Source organism: Brasilonema bromeliae SPC951, assembly GCF_012912135.1.
Taxonomy (GTDB): Bacteria; Cyanobacteriota; Cyanobacteriia; order Cyanobacteriales; family Nostocaceae; genus Brasilonema; species Brasilonema bromeliae.
In genome coordinates, this window is record NZ_QMEB01000003.1 from 42,192 (window position 1) to 60,749 (window position 18,558).

At 43.3% G+C, this 18,558-nt stretch carries 15 protein-coding genes; 7 read left to right on the forward strand and 8 right to left on the reverse strand.

The features are described from left to right. Positions 1-142 precede the first annotated feature (142 nt). Complete coding sequence (locus DP116_RS00845) at positions 143-427, forward strand: DUF6439 family protein (RefSeq protein ID WP_169153375.1); 285 nt, start codon at positions 143-145, stop codon at positions 425-427. Between the two features lie 64 nt (positions 428-491). Here DP116_RS00845 and DP116_RS00850 read toward each other — a convergent pair whose 3' ends face one another. Both DP116_RS00850 and rlmD read right to left on the reverse strand, forming a co-directional pair. Continuing rightward, positions 492-947, reverse strand: a complete 456-nt coding sequence (locus DP116_RS00850; RefSeq protein ID WP_169153360.1) for an ATP-binding protein — start codon at positions 945-947, stop codon at positions 492-494. Between the two features lie 396 nt (positions 948-1,343). After that, positions 1,344-2,741 carry a 23S rRNA (uracil(1939)-C(5))-methyltransferase RlmD gene (gene rlmD, locus DP116_RS00855; protein ID WP_169153361.1) on the reverse strand — a complete coding sequence of 466 codons (1,398 nt, stop codon included), beginning with the start codon at positions 2,739-2,741 and terminating at the stop codon, positions 1,344-1,346. 287 nt (positions 2,742-3,028) lie between these two features. Between rlmD and DP116_RS00860 the strand changes: the two genes are divergently transcribed. The 3 genes from DP116_RS00860 to purF all read left to right on the forward strand — a co-directional run bounded on the left by DP116_RS00860 (position 3,029) and on the right by purF (position 9,014). Continuing rightward, on the forward strand, positions 3,029-3,514 hold the full coding sequence (locus DP116_RS00860; RefSeq protein WP_169153362.1) for an allophycocyanin subunit alpha-B: 486 nt from the start codon (positions 3,029-3,031) through the stop codon (positions 3,512-3,514). A 1,488-nt stretch (positions 3,515-5,002) separates the two neighbouring features. Further along, positions 5,003-7,369 carry a phosphoribosylformylglycinamidine synthase subunit PurL gene (purL, locus tag DP116_RS00865; protein WP_169153363.1) on the forward strand — a complete coding sequence of 789 codons (2,367 nt, stop codon included), beginning with the start codon at positions 5,003-5,005 and terminating at the stop codon, positions 7,367-7,369. Between the two features lie 148 nt (positions 7,370-7,517). Next, positions 7,518-9,014 (forward strand): amidophosphoribosyltransferase, encoded by a 1,497-nt coding sequence (purF, locus tag DP116_RS00870; RefSeq protein WP_169153364.1) that lies wholly within the window; start codon positions 7,518-7,520, stop codon positions 9,012-9,014. A 41-nt stretch (positions 9,015-9,055) separates the two neighbouring features. Here the strand turns inward: purF and DP116_RS00875 are convergent, their stop codons facing one another. The 3 genes from DP116_RS00875 to DP116_RS00885 form a co-directional block, all read right to left on the reverse strand. After that, positions 9,056-9,337, reverse strand: coding sequence for a hypothetical protein (locus DP116_RS00875; RefSeq protein ID WP_169153365.1), 282 nt, complete (start codon positions 9,335-9,337; stop codon positions 9,056-9,058). 96 nt (positions 9,338-9,433) lie between these two features. Next, a complete protein-coding gene (locus DP116_RS00880) occupies positions 9,434-10,480 on the reverse strand; it encodes an ABC transporter permease (RefSeq protein ID WP_169153366.1) in 1,047 nt (348 codons plus the stop codon). A 190-nt stretch (positions 10,481-10,670) separates the two neighbouring features. Further along, complete coding sequence (locus DP116_RS00885; protein WP_169153367.1) at positions 10,671-11,189, reverse strand: adenine phosphoribosyltransferase; 519 nt, start codon at positions 11,187-11,189, stop codon at positions 10,671-10,673. Positions 11,190-11,578: 389 nt separating this feature from the next. Here DP116_RS00885 and DP116_RS00890 point away from each other — a divergent pair, with 389 nt between their 5' ends. Both DP116_RS00890 and DP116_RS00895 read left to right on the forward strand, forming a co-directional pair. Next, positions 11,579-12,205 (forward strand): DUF3038 domain-containing protein, encoded by a 627-nt coding sequence (locus DP116_RS00890; RefSeq protein ID WP_169153368.1) that lies wholly within the window; start codon positions 11,579-11,581, stop codon positions 12,203-12,205. Next, on the forward strand, positions 12,202-13,692 hold the full coding sequence (locus DP116_RS00895; protein WP_169153369.1) for a DUF4335 domain-containing protein: 1,491 nt from the start codon (positions 12,202-12,204) through the stop codon (positions 13,690-13,692). The genes DP116_RS00890 and DP116_RS00895 overlap by 4 nt, the downstream gene beginning before the upstream one ends. 74 nt (positions 13,693-13,766) lie before the next feature. Here DP116_RS00895 and DP116_RS00900 read toward each other — a convergent pair whose 3' ends face one another. Next, entirely contained in the window at positions 13,767-16,037 is a 2,271-nt protein-coding gene (locus DP116_RS00900) for a transglycosylase domain-containing protein (protein WP_169153370.1), read from the reverse strand. Positions 16,038-16,486: 449 nt separating this feature from the next. Here DP116_RS00900 and DP116_RS00905 point away from each other — a divergent pair, with 449 nt between their 5' ends. After that, positions 16,487-16,921, forward strand: coding sequence for a hypothetical protein (locus tag DP116_RS00905; RefSeq protein ID WP_169153371.1), 435 nt, complete (start codon positions 16,487-16,489; stop codon positions 16,919-16,921). Positions 16,922-17,157: 236 nt separating this feature from the next. Here the strand turns inward: DP116_RS00905 and lspA are convergent, their stop codons facing one another. Further along, positions 17,158-17,631, reverse strand: coding sequence for a signal peptidase II (gene lspA, locus DP116_RS00910; protein ID WP_169153372.1), 474 nt, complete (start codon positions 17,629-17,631; stop codon positions 17,158-17,160). A 253-nt stretch (positions 17,632-17,884) separates the two neighbouring features. Next, positions 17,885-18,472 (reverse strand): biotin transporter BioY, encoded by a 588-nt coding sequence (locus DP116_RS00915; protein WP_169153373.1) that lies wholly within the window; start codon positions 18,470-18,472, stop codon positions 17,885-17,887. Positions 18,473-18,558 lie beyond the last annotated feature (86 nt).

Consider the following 18,558-nt stretch of genomic DNA (forward strand, 5'->3'; position numbering starts at 1 on the left):
GGTAAGATCTCAGTTTTAACGCTAGCTGAACCGTATTGAGTTTTAACAGACTTCGGCTATTAGACTGTGTGGTTGTGCATAGAATGAAATAGCCCCAGACTATCACCCACAACTTCAGTACTCGGCACTCATGTCTGATATCATGTCGAAATCAAGCCAGCTACCTCAAGCTAATCAACTGAGTCAGTTTAGCAGCTTGGAACTAGCCCAAGCCCTGATGGAGAAGCTGAGCATATCTCCTAACGATTGGCATCGTCTCAAGTCTAACCGCAATGTTCGCGCAAGTGAACAAGTAGCAGCAGCTCTTGTGTTTCTCCTCAAAGATGAACCACAAGAAGCTTTACTCAGACTCCAGCAAGCAGCGCTTTGGTTGGATCGTTCTATTTCTGCTCCACCTTGTCCAACTCACGGCGAGCAAAAGAGATAGCCGAAGGTGACGAGGATGAGCCAGATGAGGAAGTGTTGTCCTCCCTCCTCTGGCTTATCCGTCTTCACCGTCGCAAAGCGAGTCGGTTTCGATTTTCTATCTGTTTACAAAGCCTCAACTCTGTACCTTTACTGTTCCACTGAACTTGGTCAAAAATTTGATGAAGAATAGACATACCACGACCATTTTCTGACTCATCGGCTGGTAAATATTCTGTAGGATCGATATCAACGTCGCTGGTAAAACATGGTGTAAAACCGCTACCTTGGTCTGATATGACCCACCAATACTGATTATCAATTAAGGAAAAGCGAACGACAACCCTTTTCCCAGGATCTAGATTGTTACCATGTTTGGCTGCATTTACCAGAGCTTCTTGAAGTCCTAGCCGCAGTTCTGCTTGTAATTTGCCCGGAATTTCTGCCAAAAGCAAATCTAGTATCGGACAGAGGTACAAAGTTGAGGCAAAACTAATTGTGCCCCAATTACGCCCTGTAGGACGAAGCGAGATAGTAATCACAATAGAAACCCCGTAGCTTTCAGAGTTAGCTAGACATCAGTTTGCTGTCACAGGCACCCTGATAGAATTTGAGGTGGTTATGTTGCCTTCAAACTTTCGTCTTCACAACTAAATTTTGAAAATGCTAGGGAGCATTAACTCTCCTTTACGACATAGAGTCACTTACAGAAAAAACGGCTTGTTTGCAACTGTTTAAACAGTAAGCAACTGATATGTTTTTTAGTCAAAAGAGTAGGTTAATACTCTTTTACGCCGATTCGCATCTTAGACAACTCATTTCATATTTTTGGGAGAGTTTTTGCAACGTCAATCTCTTTAGACAAAAGGAATTATATATTTCTCTTAATAGTATTATAGCATTGTTACGATACGTTGGACGACAAATTTTTATTTCAGTTAAGTTGCAAATGAGTTAGTACCTTTGTCCGATTGCGATAGCACAAGAAATGCGGCAGCTTCCACATGAGCGGTTTGCCCAAAGAAATCAGCCGGTTGTATCCGTGTGAGATTATATACCCCGTTTTCACAAAGTAATTTCAGGTCACGAGCAAGGGTAGCAACTTTACAACTGATATAAACAATACGTGGGGGTTGAAATTTGAGTAAAGTTTCAATAACAGTACGTTCGCATCCCTTACGCGGTGGATCAAGCAAAACGATGTCTGGCAGAATTTCAATTTGGGGAAGTAATTTCTCGACAGCCCCAGTCTGAAAAATGACATTTGAAATATCATTCTGCTTTGCATTTAAAATCGCTTGTTCTACTGCCTCTGGTTGCAATTCTAACCCCATTGCTTTCCTAACTTGTTTGGCAAGTGGCAATGTCAAAGTCCCAATACCACAATAAGTATCCAGTAATACCTCAGAACCTTGTAAATTGAGTTCTGATTGAACGACCTGCAACAATGCTTCTGCCGTCTCTGTATGTACTTGAAAAAATGTATCCGGTCGTACTTGGAATTCTAGTCCGGCAAATTTTTCTCTTAAGTAAGAATGCCCAGCAATGCAATGAGTTTCTCGTCCAAAAATGGCATTCGTACGGTTTGGGTTGCGGTTCAAACAAACCCCCACTAACTGGGGATAGCGTTTTAACCATTCCAGCGCTTGGTCTTGAATTCCGGGTAAATTCCAATCCTTAACCACCAAAGTTAGTAATATTTCCCCTGTGCGGCGACCAATGCGTAAACTAAGATGACGTACAACACCTGTGTGGTGCTGTTCGTTGTAAACTTCCCAACCCCGCTTTTGGATATCCTGTTTAACTTCCAACAGCAAAGGATTTAATCTTGGATCTTGTACGGGACATTGGTTCAAGTTAATCAATTGGTGGCTACCTTTTTGGTAGTAACCAGCTTGAACCGTAAAAGTGGCAGATAATCCCACAGGATAAGTCGCTTTGTTACGGTAGCCCAAACATTCAGGAGTCGAAAGCACTGGATCTACTGGTGGTTGGACAAAACCACCAATACGTTCCAAAGCCTGGATAACTTGATTTTGCTTTGCTAGTAACTGGTATTGATAATCAATATGCTGCCATTGACAACCACCACATTTATCAGCCACGATACAGCTAGGTCGGACGCGGTAGGGTGATGATTTCAAAAGTTGTTTGAGTTTACCGTGAGCGTAGTTAGGTTTAACGTGTACCAAAAAGACAACAGCGCGATCGCCCGGTACAGTGTCGCTTACAAATACGACCCTTTCTTCCCAACGCCCTACACCATCACCTGCATCATTCAAATCCACTATCTCAACGTCAATTAACTCACCTTGTTTCCAATTTTTTTTAGTCATTAGTCATTACTTATTAGCAAGCAGTGCGCCTTTGGAGGTTCTGGAGGTAGCGCACGGGGGATCCCCCCTGAGTGTGCAACTTACCGTTCATTACCAGCCAGTGCAAGGCGGTGAAACCTCCCTTGGGGCATAGTTTAGACCACGGGCGTCAGCCGCCCAACAACTCTTGGTACGGAAGTGTCTTCCGCTGGTTCCCGATTACATTGTTTCCTTGTCCTCTCTTCACTTGTGTCCTCAAGACTCGTTAAACTAGCAAATAATAATTAATTCATGTCATTGCAATAATCATGACTGTAGTAAGCCAAGTTATTCTCAAAGCCGACGACGAACTGCGTTATCCTAGCAGTGGCGAACTCAACAATATCAAAGACTATTTGCAAACCGGCGAGCAACGGATACGAATTGTCTCAACCCTAGCCGAAAATGAAAAAAAGATAGTTCAAGAAGCTACTAAACAGCTTTGGCAGAAGCGTCCTGACTTTATCGCACCTGGGGGCAATGCATACGGTGACAAGCAACGGGCTTTATGTGTTCGTGACTACGGATGGTATTTGCGCCTAATCACTTACGGTATACTAGCTGGTGACAAACAACCAATTGAAGATATTGGTTTAATTGGCGTCAGGGAAATGTACAATTCCCTTGGCGTTCCCGTACCTGGAATGGTAGAAGCAATCAACTGTCTGAAAAAAGCCTCCCTTAACTTACTGAATGCAGAAGACGCGGCTGAAGCAGCCCCCTACTTTGATTACATCATCCAAGCGATGTCGTAAGACAAAGTTAGTGAGACTTCTTTGAGTGGACTTGCAGACTACAAAGTGAGAATGCAGTCAACTCATTCTCAATCTCAATAATACCCACATACTGATCATACTCTCCCCACACTGGATAGTGGCTACGGCACAATTTGTGTCAAGTTACTAACAAGTTGTGGGGAAATTTCATTTGATAGTCAAGAGTCATTTGTTACTATTTTTATTTCTCTATTTCCTCTTTTATACAAAAAGCCGACAGTTTTCTTGTGAAAGCTGTCGGCGTTTAGTGTGTTCCCTATTAATGACTCGGCTAGAGTTCAGTTATTAGTATTATGTCTATTGGCTTATATAAAACATAGGATCTTAATCATCAGCACCAGTGATTCTCATCACAAAACTATTTCTAATAAACTGCATAGATACATAAATACGCATAATTTCATCTTTTTCATAACTCAAAAATTAAGATACAACCAGCATAGCCTTTTACCTAAGAAGGAGCAGTTTCTGGATAATCAGAAACTGTATTAATTTCGATAAATCATTTTATACACATAATAGTTATTTTGGGAGCATCCCAAATGTGTAACTTGCACTTCAGACTGGAAGCCAAGCTAGTGCAGCGCGGTAGAAATAACTAAACAGTTATAAATGACAAAAAGTAGATGCTATAAGGATTACAGCCTTATCTGGAGGAATGGCTTTGCCCGACAGCATAGGTGCTTTTTTGTATAAGTACAACAAGGAAAAAGTGACAAAGAAACAACACTTATATTGTAATATTTTTACTGGTTTCAAGTGGTAGCTTTCTTTCCGCGTCCAACGCATTAGTACATTGGGGAGCCAGTCCTACCAAGAAATGGGGTTTTCTGTTGTATGTGAAAAATGTTAGAGGAACTTTCAACAGAGAAAGATTCCCCTAACATTTTTATACAATTCCTTTTGTGAAAAGAGCAGATTAAACCACAAATTCAATCAATTGGGTACGTGGGACAATTGTGTTGAGTAGTAGTGAGCACACTACAAAAATCAAATTTTACAAACTAATACAAGTATGATTGCCCATGAAAAAACCGATGATTGTAACAATTTCGAACTTGTTAAATCATCACTTTAGATACGCGTATTGTATATGGGAAAACTTGTTTACCATACTTGACTTAGTTAATATTAATGGTATGAAAGGATTTCTCTTCTTCAAATAGTGAAAACACTTATTTGATTTTTCTGAAACTTAAAGCCTCTATAAAAATTTACGTGTTTATACAGTTGCTCGACAATCTCTACCATAGAAGAATAATCGGCTAAGGTAGTAGGAATACCAATTTGTCACGTCTTGCAAGAGACTTCAGTAAGAATAGCGATCGCCGGAGGCGCAGCTAGCTTAACGCAGCAGAACAAAGCACGCAGCATCTGACTTGAGAAAATAGAAAACCATTTGCGTGAATACCTACAGGGCACTTAAATCGCTAAAATAATGCTCTGTCCCCTTGCTGCATTATTGCCATGATCCCCATTTCCTCTGCTCCTTTTTCTCCTGAAGAAATCGCGGCTGTTGGTTTGAAGCTAGAAGAATATGAAGAAATCGTGATGCGTCTGGGGCGTCATCCCAACAAAGCGGAACTGGGAATGTTTGGGGTGATGTGGTCAGAACATTGCTGTTACAAGAATTCCCGTCCGTTACTCAAACAGTTTCCCACGACAGGACCCCGCATTCTTGTTGGACCTGGCGAAAATGCTGGTGTTGTAGATTTGGGCGATGGTCTGCGACTTGCGTTTAAGATTGAGTCACATAACCACCCCTCAGCGGTCGAACCTTTTCAAGGAGCTGCGACAGGAGTAGGAGGTATCTTAAGAGATATTTTTACAATGGGTGCGCGTCCCATTGCGGTGTTAAATTCTCTGCGCTTTGGTTCTCTGGACGATGCGAAAACCCAAAGGCTTTTTAGTGGTGTGGTTGCTGGTATCTCCCATTACGGAAATTGCGTAGGTGTCCCCACTGTCGGCGGTGAAGTTTACTTTGATCCCGCTTATTCTGACAACCCTTTGGTGAATGTGATGGCGCTGGGATTGATGGAAACACCAGAAATTGTGAAATCTGGCGCGTCTGGTATAGGTAACCCCGTTCTTTATGTTGGTTCTACGACCGGACGTGATGGTATGGGAGGTGCAAGTTTTGCCAGTGCAGAACTCAGTGATGAGTCTATGGATGATCGTCCAGCGGTACAAGTGGGTGATCCTTTTTTGGAGAAGTCGCTGATTGAAGCTTGCTTGGAGGCGTTTAAAACAGGTGCAGTCGTCGCCGCACAGGATATGGGGGCTGCTGGTATTACCTGTTCTACCTCAGAAATGGCTGCAAAAGGCGATGTGGGGATTGAATTTGATTTAGATAAGATTCCTGTACGCGAAGCAGGAATGGTTCCGTACGAATATCTGCTTTCGGAATCTCAAGAACGGATGCTGTTTGTTGCGCACAAGGGACGCGAACAAGAGTTAATTGACATTTTCCATCGTTGGGGACTCCATGCAGTTGTTGCAGGTTCTGTCATTGCTGAACCCATTGTCCGGATTTTATTCCAGGGTGAAGTTGCTGCAGAAATTCCTGCAACGGCGTTGGCAGAAAATACGCCCCTATATCACCGGGAATTGTTGGCCCAACCACCGGAATATGTGCGAAAAGCTTGGGAATGGACTCCTGATTCTCTGCCTAAGAGTACATTTGCTGGCATTGAAATTCAAGGACGCTTGCAAAGTTGGAATGACATCCTGTTGACTTTGCTGAATACTCCTACAATCGCATCAAAACGTTGGGTATATCGACAGTATGACCACCAGGTACAGAATAATACCGTTCTGCTACCAGGTGGTGCAGATGCTTCTGTGATTCGCTTACGTCCACAGGAAGTAGAGGTTCAGGGGAAAGTTTCCAATACCCAAAGCGGCGTAGCGGCTACGGTAGACTGCAATCCCCGTTATGTTTATCTTGATCCCTATGAAGGAGCGAAGGCAGTTGTCGCAGAAGCAGCACGAAATCTTAGCTGTGTGGGTGCAGAACCTTTAGCAGTTACTGATAACCTGAATTTTGGTAGTCCAGAAAAACCTATTGGTTACTGGCAATTAGCAGAAGCTTGTCGCGGTTTGGCTGAAGGTTGTCGAGAAATGACAACTCCAGTGACTGGCGGAAATGTCTCTCTTTACAACGAAACTCTCGATTCTCAAGGTAAGCCACAACCAATCTATCCTACCCCTGTTGTGGGTATGGTAGGCTTAATCCCTGATTTGACCAAGATTTGTGGTCAAGCTTGGCAAGTGAATGGTGATGTAATTTATTTGTTGGGTGAACTTTCTTCCCACTCTACGCTAGGAGGTTCGGAATATTTAGCCACTATCCACAACACTGTTGCTGGAATACCGCCACGAGTTGATTTTGAATTGGAACGCCAAGTACAACAAGTCTGTCGCGAGGGAATTCGCAAAGGTTGGGTACGTTCGGCTCATGATTGTGCTGAGGGTGGAGTCGCCGTTGCTCTGGCAGAATGTTGTATAACGGGCAAATTTGGTGCTGATATCCAATTAGAATTACCAGCAGACAACAACCAACGTTGGGATGAAGTTCTTTTTGGTGAAGGTGGCGCACGGATTATAGTCTCTGTTGGAATAGAACAACAAGAAACTTGGGAGAGTCTTTTAAGAGAACAACTAGGTGATCATTGGCAAAAACTTGGTACGGTTGGGAATTCCGAAATAGGTTTGCGGGTTTTAACAACTGGTAATCATACTTTAATAAAAGTTACAATTGAGGAAATGAGCGATCGCTACCTAAACGCGATTGAAAGGCGTTTGAACATCCATAACACCACTCCGAATTCATAGATAGCATCTCCTCACCCAAGAGACTAGCGTTCATAGGCATAATTGCGATACTGTGTTAATGGATGGTTAAGAAATTTTAAGATTTGTCTGCAACTATCCTTAGATATATTTTTTGCGACTTGACATCCTCATCAGGAGCACACCTGCCATGATTTCCTGCCAACCCGACTCTTTGGATGACTCTCAATTGCCCCCGAACTCAGCCAACGACCATGAAAATCGTCCAGATAAGCCAGAAGAAGCTTGCGGTGTTTTTGGTGTTTATGCACCAGGAGAAGACGTTGCCAAACTAACGTACTTTGGATTGTACGCCCTCCAGCACCGGGGTCAAGAATCGGCTGGTATTGCCACATTTGAGGGTGAACAAGTCAACTTACACAAAGACATGGGGTTGGTGTCCCAAGTCTTTAATGAATCTACCTTGCGAAATTTGCCTGGAACTTTAGCTGTTGGTCACACTCGTTATTCAACCACTGGTTCTAGCCGCAAAGTGAATGCTCAACCTGCTGTTGTCGAAACTCGCTTGGGTTCTGTCGCGCTGGCACATAATGGTAATTTAGTCAATACAGTGGCGCTACGCGAGGAGTTGTTGAAGAACAACTGCAACTTAGTTAGCAGCACTGACTCAGAAATGATTGCTTTTGCCATTGCTGAAGAAATCAACGCTGGTGCAGATTGGCAAGAGGGCTGCATGCGGGCTTTTCACCGTTGTCAGGGAGCTTTTAGTTTAGTTATTGGTACATCAAAGGGTATTATGGGGGTTCGCGACCCCAATGGCATTCGTCCCCTTGTGATTGGTACCTTGGGTGATAATCCAGTTCGCTATGTTCTCTCCTCTGAAACTTGTGGTTTAGACATCATTGGTGCGCAATACCTGCGAGATGTGGAACCAGGTGAGCTAGTTTGGATTACTGAAGAGGGTTTAACTTCCTTTCAATGGAGTCAAAAGTCCAAGAGAAAGCTGTGCATTTTTGAGATGATTTACTTTGCTCGTCCTGATAGCGTCATGCATGACGAGAGTTTGTACAGCTATCGGATGCGTATAGGACGGCGACTGGCTAAAGAATCTCCAGCTGATGCTGATTTGGTGATTGGTGTCCCTGATTCTGGAATTCCCGCTGCTATAGGCTACTCTCAAGCTTCTGGCATTCCTTATGCTGAAGGATTGATTAAGAATCGTTACGTTGGACGTACTTTTATCCAGCCGACACAGAGTATGCGAGAGTCGGGTATCCGCATGAAACTCAACCCCCTCAAAGATGTGTTATTTGGTAAACGAGTCATTATTGTAGATGATTCCATTGTGCGGGGAACTACTAGCCGTAAGTTAGTTAAAACCTTGCGTGAAGCAGGTGCACTGGAAGTGCATATGCGAATTTCTTCTCCACCAGTGACTCACCCCTGCTTTTATGGTATTGATACTGATACCCAAGACCAACTCATTGCTGCTACCAGTTCAGTAGAAGATATTGCCAAGTTACTAGAAGTAGATAGTCTGGCCTATCTCACCAGAGAAGGAATGCTACAGTCAACACGAGAAGATCCAGAAAGCTTCTGTTCCGCTTGCTTCACAGGAGACTATCCAGTTTCTGTCCCTGAGCAAGTGAAGCGTTCTAAATTGATATTGGAGAAAGTATCTGTTTAGGCATTTTAGATTTTGAACCGCAGAGAAATTTTATCTGCGGTTTAGCTTTGTTGCAAAAATTCAATTTTTGGTAATAATGGGTCAGAAACAATACCCACGCCACTAAAACCCCAACGTTTGAGCAAACCTCCTACTTGAGAACCAGGAACAAACTCTACAGCAAAGCGGTTTGCCACCTCACCAGCATGAGTATTGAGGTAGCTGAGGGCATCAAAATGTTCGCGAAACAACAGTAAATAACCATTAGCTTCGGCGTTGGGACGAGCGGTAAGATAATCACCGTTAGCTTTCGACCGTACAAGATAATAGACTTCAGAAAACATAGTTATCAGTTATTAGTCACTAGTCATTAGTCATAGCTATGACTAATGACTAAGGACAGTGAATACGAGTGTACCGTCGCTTGAATTTAAAATGAGTTAATTGAGATTTTCTAAGCGAATGCGAGGATCACTCGCCTTGAGTAGCAAATCCGCAATCAAATTACCAACACTGAGCAACACAGCGCTCATAACCAAACTTGCCATCACCAAATACAAATCTTGAGCCTGCACCGCTTGTAAAGTCAACCTTCCTAAACCAGGCCAATTGAAGAAAAATTCCGCAATAAATGCACCACCCAATAAACTTGCTAACTCGAAACCTAATAAAGTAATCAAGGGGTTGATTGCATTACGCAGAGCATGAACATAGATAACACGGTTTTCTGGCAGTCCTTTGGCACGAGCTGTTTGAATGTAATCTTGACGCAGGACATCCAATAATTCACCACGAGTAATACGCTGTAAGCCAGCAAAGCTGGTGACACTTAAAGCAATAGTGGGTAAAATCATGTGCCAGCCAATATCGAGAATTCGACCAAACCAGTTGAGTTCAGTGTGATTAATGCTAGTCATGTCACCCACTGGAAAGATTGGTGAGGCGTTTTGGGCAAAAATCAGCAACAATAGGGCGGTGATAAAACTGGGAAACCCTTGTCCAGCATAGCTAATTACCTGCAAAATCCGGTCAACCCACTGATTTTGTTTTACAGCTGCGACTATACCCAAAGGGATGGCGATCGCCCAAGTTACAATCAAAGAAGACACTGCCAACAACAAAGTGGCAGGTATCCGTTCCCACAACAACGACGCCACCGACCGTTGATAAACAAAACTTGTGCCAAAATCCCCCTGTGTTATGATTCGCCACACCCAAAGTCCAAATTGCTCTGGCCAAGATTTATCCAGACCAAACTGTCGTCTGAGTTCCTCAATTCTTTCTGGGGAAATCTTTGGGTTTTGCCGTAGCGTATCTACATAATCCCCTGGAGCAAGTTGAATAATGATAAACGACAACGCCGATGCTAAAAATAAAGTCAACAGCGCCTGCAATACCCGCTTGATGACATAAATAAAACTCTCACTGGTGACTAACTTCAAAAGCCAGTCACGACTTGCATCCAAGGAAATTCGTGTAGTAGTCATTAGTCAAGGGTCAAGGGTCAACAGTCAAGGGTCAAGAGTTAATAGTCAAAAATATTTTGGAATCTAGACTATTAACTTAGTAGTACATTAAGGCGGAAGTCATCTGTTTTGTTAGAAGGACACAAAAACTTTATGTGTTAAGTTTTGCGCCTTCAGCATAGCTCCCAATTGAGCCTCCTGCCTTCTTGTACTAGTATTCTACAAGGGTGAGGATGGGCACATCTGGCAGATGTTTTCGTCCTTGTAAATCCTGTAGCTCGATGATAAACCCAAAACCTTCAAGTTTGCAGCCAATTTTTTCGACTAATTTTGCTGTTGCACCTGCAGTTCCACCAGTTGCGAGCAAGTCGTCTATAATCAAAACTCGGCTTCCTGGATGCAAAGCGTCTTGGTGGACTTCTAAACCGTCAGTACCGTATTCCAGTGCGTACTCAATTGAGTGAACTGCTGCTGGTAACTTACCAGGTTTACGGACAGGAATAAAGCCAGTTCCTAACTGATAAGCAAGCGGTGCGCCAACAATAAAGCCCCGTGACTCTATTCCCACCACGTATTCTGGTCTCAGTCCAGCATCTTTTACCTTGTGTGCAAACAGGTCAATCGTGTAGCGCAGTCCCTCTGGATCGCGCAGTAGCGTAGTGATATCGCGAAATAAAATTCCCGGTTTAGGAAAATCAGGAATGTCACGAATCAGAGACTTTAAATTCATAAAATAGAGAAAAAGTTTTAGTTCCAGCAGTACAACCTACAACCACTATCGCCCGATTGCAAGCTCTCGGTTCAACAGGAGGTATGTACCGGAAAAATCGTACACTAAAATGTCATACGCTTGGTATGAGACCTCGAAAAAGTCTATCCATTGACGATTATTGGAATCTACACCAAGCTAAGGATATAACGATATTAACGAGTGAGCTAAGAAAACTTAAAGTTTATAAACTTTAATCAAAAGCAATGCGGAAACCTTTGTGTCAAAAGAGTAAGTAATGTATGTATCAGGCAAACTTGCTAATAATGCGATCAGTCTGATTTTTTTGATTGGTCATCTATTTTAAATTAGTTTTACTCAGTTTGTTGCAACCGTTAATGGTATCTATAATGAATATTTCTGCTAGTATCACACCAATTAACAGTCCAACTCCCCAGTCTGTGCCGATGATTCTGGACTCTTTACCCGAACCTGTGGTTGAAGGACAGGGATGTCCCCGTAGAGCTCGGTTGCAAATAGATCTTATACTACTGGCAATTGAAGCTTTAGAGCTTGGTGGCTCTGAAGCTATTTTGGCATTTGCTGAAGAGTTGGATCTTAAAGGAATTGTTAAAAACCGAGTCAATTTATGGCGAATGCGTAGCACCAACCCCATGCGACGAGCACACATCCGCCGTCCTCTGTCTATCATGGAAGCCAAAGCTTTGGTGGTCATTGGTTGCTACATTGCGCGACGGTTAACTGTTGTCATTCGCCAGTTGCTGGCGATACATCAACAAATGGTTGAAAAACAGCTTCCACTGGAACAGAATTTACGTCTATCTAACTATCTAGAGCGCTTTAGAAGCCACTTTAAGAGCCGAATGAATTCTCGACGTTCTGGTGTTTTAGCCTTAAATTCCGATGAAAAATTAGATGAGCTAGCTATAAGTTTGTTGGAACAATTATTATTTTGTACTGGTACAGCTGGAATGCAGCGATTCTGGATTAGTCTTTTTGATGGTGAGGTGGAATGAATATTCAACGTAAGTATAGTTTACCTAATTGCACACTACTGCTAGAGGGTTTAAGTGATGCCTCAAGAGCGGCACATTTTCAGGAACTGCGCCCAGAATTATCTATATTGGTAAATGCAGAATGCTATCTATCTGGCTACACTAGACCACTGAGTGGAGGGCGAGAATTTTTTGAAAGTTTGGTTAGGGGAGTCAGTGCATATGCCCAGGAATTTCTGAGTAGTGTGCCACATGCCGAAGCGCATAACTCTGAGTCTGAGTTAGTGCAGTTCCAAAAAATTGGCAATAACCAACATAGATTAATTGTGCATTCCGATGCAGCAGATGAAATGGAGTCTTACTCCAACAATGGAAACCGGCGAATACAAGTCGATTTGAACACGGTGCAGTTTTTCGATTTAGTGGAAGCAATAGACCAGTTTTTCGCAGACAGCCAAACTTTACCAGAATTAACATTACAATTACAACCAGTTGCCAGACGTCATGGCGGTGTCAGTCAAGCTGTGATCAAGCAGGCAGTGCCTGCGAGTGTGGGAGTGACGAGTTTGGCAGCAGCAGCAGTTGCTTTTACCATGATTCCAACTCCGCAAGTTCGTTCGCCGCAACTGAACACACAGCAAGATGTCAATAGAACTACTAATGTTAATAGTCCTGCAACAGCATCTATCACTCCTACTCCAACTGCTAATGAACAGATAGCCGCAAATCCTAGATTCACACCCACAACAGCTTCTTCCTCAGTAGTATTAAATTCTACTGCAGCAACTCCCACACCGGGTGCAGCGCCTGTTGTCAAGGATTTAGAAGTACTTTTAAATACATCTGGAGAAATTACCGAAGCATCTCAACTGCGTGCCTTGAACCGTGAATTATATAACCAAATTAATCCACGTTGGGCAAAGCGCTCAGGACTGAATGAGGATTTAGTCTTTCGTGTGGGAGTGGGTGCAGATGGTGGAATTGTTGGATACAAAGCAGTCAATAAGCAAGCAAATGATGCAGTGGAGAACACTCCTTTAGCAAACCTACTTTCTAATCCGGCAAACCGCACTTCTAGTGGTAATGAAGCGATCGCCCAATATAGAGTAGTCTTTACAAAAGCAGGCGTGCTACAGGTTAGCCCTTGGCGGGGATACACCAAGACACCAGATGTTGTTGGTACAAAAATTACAGACCCCAACGCAGTTAAGGATTTGAACCAAAAGCTTTATAACACTATCCGTCAAAATTGGAGTACTTCTTCTGCCTTTGCACGAGATTTGAGATACCGAGTAGCGGTTACTAAAGATGGCGTTATTGCTGACTACGAACCACTCAACCAACCAGCCGTTGACTATTATCGGGCAACACCCCTTCCTAAGATGTTTCAAGATGTCTACGGCTCAAACTTGGCTCCTCCAAATAATAAAGAACCTCTAGCACATTACCAGGTGATGTTTAAGCCTGACGGTAGCCTGGAGGTTCTTCCTTGGCGAGGATATCGGTAGATTGTTATTAGGAGTCAGGAACGAGGAAATAATTTTCTCTCCAAAGATTGGTAAATTCTCTGTTCTGACTCCATTTATTTTGTAATTTTGCCCATGTAATTTCCCCATAACTCAGCAGCTTGAGCGCTACTGCCAGATGTGGGGGCATTATTGTCGTTGCCCAACCAAATACCAGTTGCTAGCCGCCGACTAGGAATAAAGCCAATAAACCACAAGTCAACGTTTTTATCTGTTGTACCAGTTTTACCTGCTTCCCCCAGTCCGATAGCAGCACTGCGTCCAGTACCGTTTGTAACAACACCGCGCAAAAGACGAATCATTGTATCAGCAATGTTGATTGGCAGTACTCGTTTGTTGGCTTCGGGATCTTGGTCGTAGGAGTACATCACACGGCAAGTTTTTAAGTCGTTTCGGTCGCGACAATCACTGCTATCTAGAATCCGACTAATTGCATGTGGACGATTCCACACACCTCCATTACCAATAGCGGCAAATGCACCTGTCATTTCCATGACATTTACGACGCTTTGACCTAACACTAAACCAGGAACTGGGTCTAGATCTGACTTCACTCCTAATCGTTTCGCCGTTGTCACGATTTTATCTAGCCCTACTTCTTTGGCAATCCTCAATGCAACAGGGTTTTCAGATAATGCTAGCCCTGTGGCGAGATCCAAGCTACCTGCGCTTGTACGACATGGTTTGTAGGTAAAGCCTTTCCAACGAAAAGGGGAGCAGGAATATGAATTTCCAGGTGAAATGCCTTGCTCAATAGCAGTTGTGTAGGTAAAAACTTTGAAGGTGGAACCTGGTTGTCTTTTTGCCTGAACCGCACGATTAAACTGGCTTGATTTATAATCCTTGCCTCCGATCATTGCAAGAATAGCTCCATTGCTGGAATCAAGTGTCAGCATTGCTCCTTGGGAAAAACCAAAAGATGAGCCTGCGTTGCTAATATGTTTACGCAATGCTTCTTCCGCTTGTTTTTGAATTGCTGGATCTAGCTGAGTTTCAATAATAAAGTTCCCTTCTGTTGCCAGTTCTTTTCCCAAAATGGCTTCTAGTTCTTGAAACACATAACTGTAAAAATAAGGAGCAGTCGTTTTTAACTGTTGGTCGCAAACTTTGGAGCTGATTTCAATGGGCGATCGCCTCGCTCGGTTATACTCATCTTGTTTGATTTTGCCCATCTCTAGCATCCGCTTCAATACACGATTGCGGTACTCAATGGTTGTGAGCTTATTCTGGCTATCTCGTCCACAAAAATCGAAGCCGTTAGGAGCAGGTAAAATTGCCACCAGCGTTGCTGCCTCTGACAGAGTTAACTCTTTTGCTGACTTGTCAAAGTAATATCGAGAAGCATCCTCGAAACCAGAGGTATCTGCTCCTAAGAAAACCCGATTTAAATAAGTAAGTAAAACATAATCTTTGCTGTAAAACGTTTCTAATTTCAGGGCGACAACCGCTTCTCGGAATTTACGACCAAAAGAATCCTGTCTGCCAACATAATCGCGGAACAAACTCCTCGCAACTTGCTGGGTAACTGTACTAGCTCCTTGCTGAATATCACCGCTCTTGCTATTTATCAATACGGCTCGTAAAATCCCTAGCGGGTCAACTCCAAAGTGCCAGTAATAACGGCTATCTTCAGAAGCAACGACTGCGGTGGGCAAGAAAGGACCAAAGTCCTTCAACTGCTTCATGTCTATATGAGAAGTCGTCCGAGGCTCACGTAACTTGGTGACTCCATCACGAGCGTAAACAACCACTGGTGCTCGCGTCGCTCCAGGTAAAGGTTTGACAGAAACTTTCAGCGATTCTACGCCAATAACCAGAGCCATGAGAGCGGTGGCTCCACCCACCCCGTAAGCTGCCCAAGTTGCTACTCTGAGATACCAAGGAGGTGGATCGATGTATTGCAGTCTGACTGAGGCGGCGAGTTCTGGAGGTCCGAGAGTGAGAATATCGCCGTGACGTAACTCTAAAGAATTGACGCGACGCTTACCCCGATAAATGCCATTTGTGGAGTTTTCATCTTTAATGACGAAAACAGATTCTCTTTTCGCAGAATCTCGTGAAAGAGACAGGTGAATTTGGCTGACAACTGGGTTACGGACAACAATATCGCAGGATTTGGAACTGCGACCTAGCATGTAGCGATCGCCCAACAACGGATACACCTCCGCCTTATCCGCCCCTGCATCCTGCACCAATAGCTCTGGTACCTTGGCGTTTGGTTTGAGTGCTAGTTTCGAGAAATCGACTCTCGCTTGAATTGTTTGTACTGCTTGAGTTATTTGACCAAGCAAAGTTTGTGGCTTTTGAGGCGGTTGGGGGGAACTCATCGGCTATTTACACCACATTTATTGGTAAGGAATCGGGCGCATTGCAATCTCGATGCTAGTATTCCACCATTGTAATCATAAGCCTACGAAGACGTTGGTGGCATGAAATGGTTCCCGATTCAATTTGATACTTCAAAAAAATATATACAATAACTAGACTTCTGTTGTTAATTTTGTCACATTTTTAATAGAATCGCAGGAATTTTCTTCTTGCTTTGTAGTGGTTATTTTGTCTACTTTACTCTGTTTCCCAAATGTGATGTTGAGACTTGCGATATAGACTTTTGTTACCAAACATTTTATAAAAGTAAATAGAAAAACCCTATTTTGTTAACATATAAGAATTTTAAAAGCAAGAATACATATCTTCTTTTAGGATGATTTTTTAAAAGCTCATATTTTGGTTTAATGAGCGGAAGTACTCCGTTGAGGTGTTGAGGTTAAGTAATATGAACGGAAAATATTTGACCCTTATCGGTGCAGCACTAACTCTAGCTTTAACCAGCAACGTTGCTGTTGCCGAGTCAGCCAAATTCCTGATAGGTCAATCTAGCGGAGGTTCATCCTCTGGATCATCGGGGGAAATCAAACTTTCACCAAGGGTAAATAAGAAAAAGTTTTGCAACGATTACCCTTTGAACTCCCGCTGTCAAGAAGGCTCAGCATCTACATCAAGCCCTTCTGATAGCAGTACTGAAACAAAAAAGAAACCTTCTAAGAGTACCCCTGGCGGTACGGCAACACCAGGTTTAGCACCTGCTGACCCCGGCACTACCAACACTCCCGGGGGTACAAATGAAATCGCCCCACCCCCTGCTGGTAACCCTGCTAATCCTGGCACTACAACTCCCTCTGGTTCTCCAGGGTCTGGTACGCGAAAATAGCCCAGCACAGGCGGAGTAAAGAAGTAGTCTTACGCTTGGCTAAGTGTCGTCTCTTAAATAATCAATGCCCTCAGACGAGAGTCTAGCGTTAAAAACAGAAAGTCCGTTCATACGGACTTTTTATTTTTTGGTTTCACCAAAGAAGTTGTCAACAGTTTAAAGCCGGGAGTCAACTTGGGATTTTGTTGTCCCCACTCATTGCATTCGGAATTCGGAATTCGGAATTCTTTGACTTGTTATCGTGATCTACGATGCGAAGCGGGAGTCTTTTGAAAGGTAGCAATCAGTAGGCAAATAATACCAATATTAATAAAGACATCTGCTAAGTTAAAAACTGGAAAGTTAATGAGTCGAAAATCCAGAAAATCAACCACGTAGCCATGAACAAATCGGTCAATGCCATTACCGATCGCTCCCCCTAAAATTAAGCCATAGCCTAGTTGATCCCAAAAATGCAACACTGTAAACCATGCCAGTGCTATCAATGCTAAACTCACTCCTAAAGATAGCCAGCGTAACCACTCTACCTTCCCTGTTAACAAACTAAAGGCTGCACCAGTGTTGGTAACGTAGGTAAAGTGAAAGATTCCCGGTAACAGGGCTTGTGTCTGTCCTGAGTTAAAGGTTTGCACCACCCAGTACTTTGTCAGTTGATCTAAGAGAAAAGCTAAAAAGGCAGCAATCCAGAAGAGAAGATTTTTTACACTCATGGTGAATTAGTCATTACTCATTAGTCACTAGTCATTAGTGAGCCAGCGCAGCAGGAGGATCTCCCGCTCTCACGGCGACTGGCGTAAGCGCAAGCGCACGCCCAGAGGGCGAACGCGAACGCGAGTACGTGCGCTTTGCGCTCAGCGTCTCCGTTCGCCGCAGGCGTCGTGCAGGCATAGGAGATACCCGTAAGGGTCATTAGTCATTAGTCAAAGAACTCTGGACTACTGACTGTTGACTGTGGACTCATGACTAGTAAAACATCAGGTGGCGCAGCACGTATGCTATTACGACGACAGCACAAACAACGGCTAGTTGTCCAGGGAGTGCAAACCAGGAGTATCTAAGCATAGCTTGCATTAAAGACAGAGTTTCTGTTCCTTTCCATTGAAAAACATAGCTGAGTATCAAATAAGTAATACCGCACAAGTGGACAGTTAACAAGCCACAAAAGCAACTAAAGGCCAGAGTTTCTAGTCGAGGTCTAGCTTTAAATGCGAAAAAGCCACAAATCCACGCTCCAGGGATAAAACCGAGCAAATAACCAAACTGGGATACTTTAACATAACCAATGCCACCACCATCAGCAAATACTGGTAACAATGTTAACCCCATTACTAAATACGCAATTTGCGATAGTGCACCAGCATTTTTGCCTCCTAAACAACCGGCTAGCAGCACCCCGCCAATTTGATAGGTGACACCCAGAGAAAAAGCATGAATTCCATATTGACTCCAACTCAACGGTGAGGTGGCGACATAAGCTTCTAAAAAGGTACCACCCATCGTTAGCAATAAGCCAATCATAGACCATAGTAATTGATTGGATGCAGCTAGCATTTACAAAGTACTCATGCAAAGGACTCTCGTACAAACATGTCAATCAATTAAGTATTATTTTATTCTTTTATTTTTGTATTATCTTG

Excerpts from the sequence above, each read along its gene's own strand:
- DP116_RS00845 (WP_169153375.1), top strand. The coding sequence starts at position 143 with ATGTCGAAATCAAGCCAGCTACCTCAAGCTAATCAACTGAGTCAGTTT.
- rlmD (WP_169153361.1), bottom strand. The coding sequence starts at position 2,741 with ATGACTAAAAAAAATTGGAAACAAGGTGAGTTAATTGACGTTGAGATA.
- DP116_RS00860 (WP_169153362.1), top strand. The coding sequence starts at position 3,029 with ATGACTGTAGTAAGCCAAGTTATTCTCAAAGCCGACGACGAACTGCGT.
- purL (WP_169153363.1), top strand. The coding sequence starts at position 5,003 with ATGATCCCCATTTCCTCTGCTCCTTTTTCTCCTGAAGAAATCGCGGCT.
- purF (WP_169153364.1), top strand. The coding sequence starts at position 7,518 with ATGATTTCCTGCCAACCCGACTCTTTGGATGACTCTCAATTGCCCCCG.
- DP116_RS00875 (WP_169153365.1), bottom strand. The coding sequence starts at position 9,337 with ATGTTTTCTGAAGTCTATTATCTTGTACGGTCGAAAGCTAACGGTGAT.
- DP116_RS00880 (WP_169153366.1), bottom strand. The coding sequence starts at position 10,480 with ATGACTACTACACGAATTTCCTTGGATGCAAGTCGTGACTGGCTTTTG.
- DP116_RS00885 (WP_169153367.1), bottom strand. The coding sequence starts at position 11,189 with ATGAATTTAAAGTCTCTGATTCGTGACATTCCTGATTTTCCTAAACCG.
- DP116_RS00890 (WP_169153368.1), top strand. The coding sequence starts at position 11,579 with ATGAATATTTCTGCTAGTATCACACCAATTAACAGTCCAACTCCCCAG.
- DP116_RS00895 (WP_169153369.1), top strand. The coding sequence starts at position 12,202 with ATGAATATTCAACGTAAGTATAGTTTACCTAATTGCACACTACTGCTA.
- DP116_RS00900 (WP_169153370.1), bottom strand. The coding sequence starts at position 16,037 with ATGAGTTCCCCCCAACCGCCTCAAAAGCCACAAACTTTGCTTGGTCAA.
- DP116_RS00905 (WP_169153371.1), top strand. The coding sequence starts at position 16,487 with ATGAACGGAAAATATTTGACCCTTATCGGTGCAGCACTAACTCTAGCT.
- lspA (WP_169153372.1), bottom strand. The coding sequence starts at position 17,631 with ATGAGTGTAAAAAATCTTCTCTTCTGGATTGCTGCCTTTTTAGCTTTT.
- DP116_RS00915 (WP_169153373.1), bottom strand. The coding sequence starts at position 18,472 with ATGCTAGCTGCATCCAATCAATTACTATGGTCTATGATTGGCTTATTG.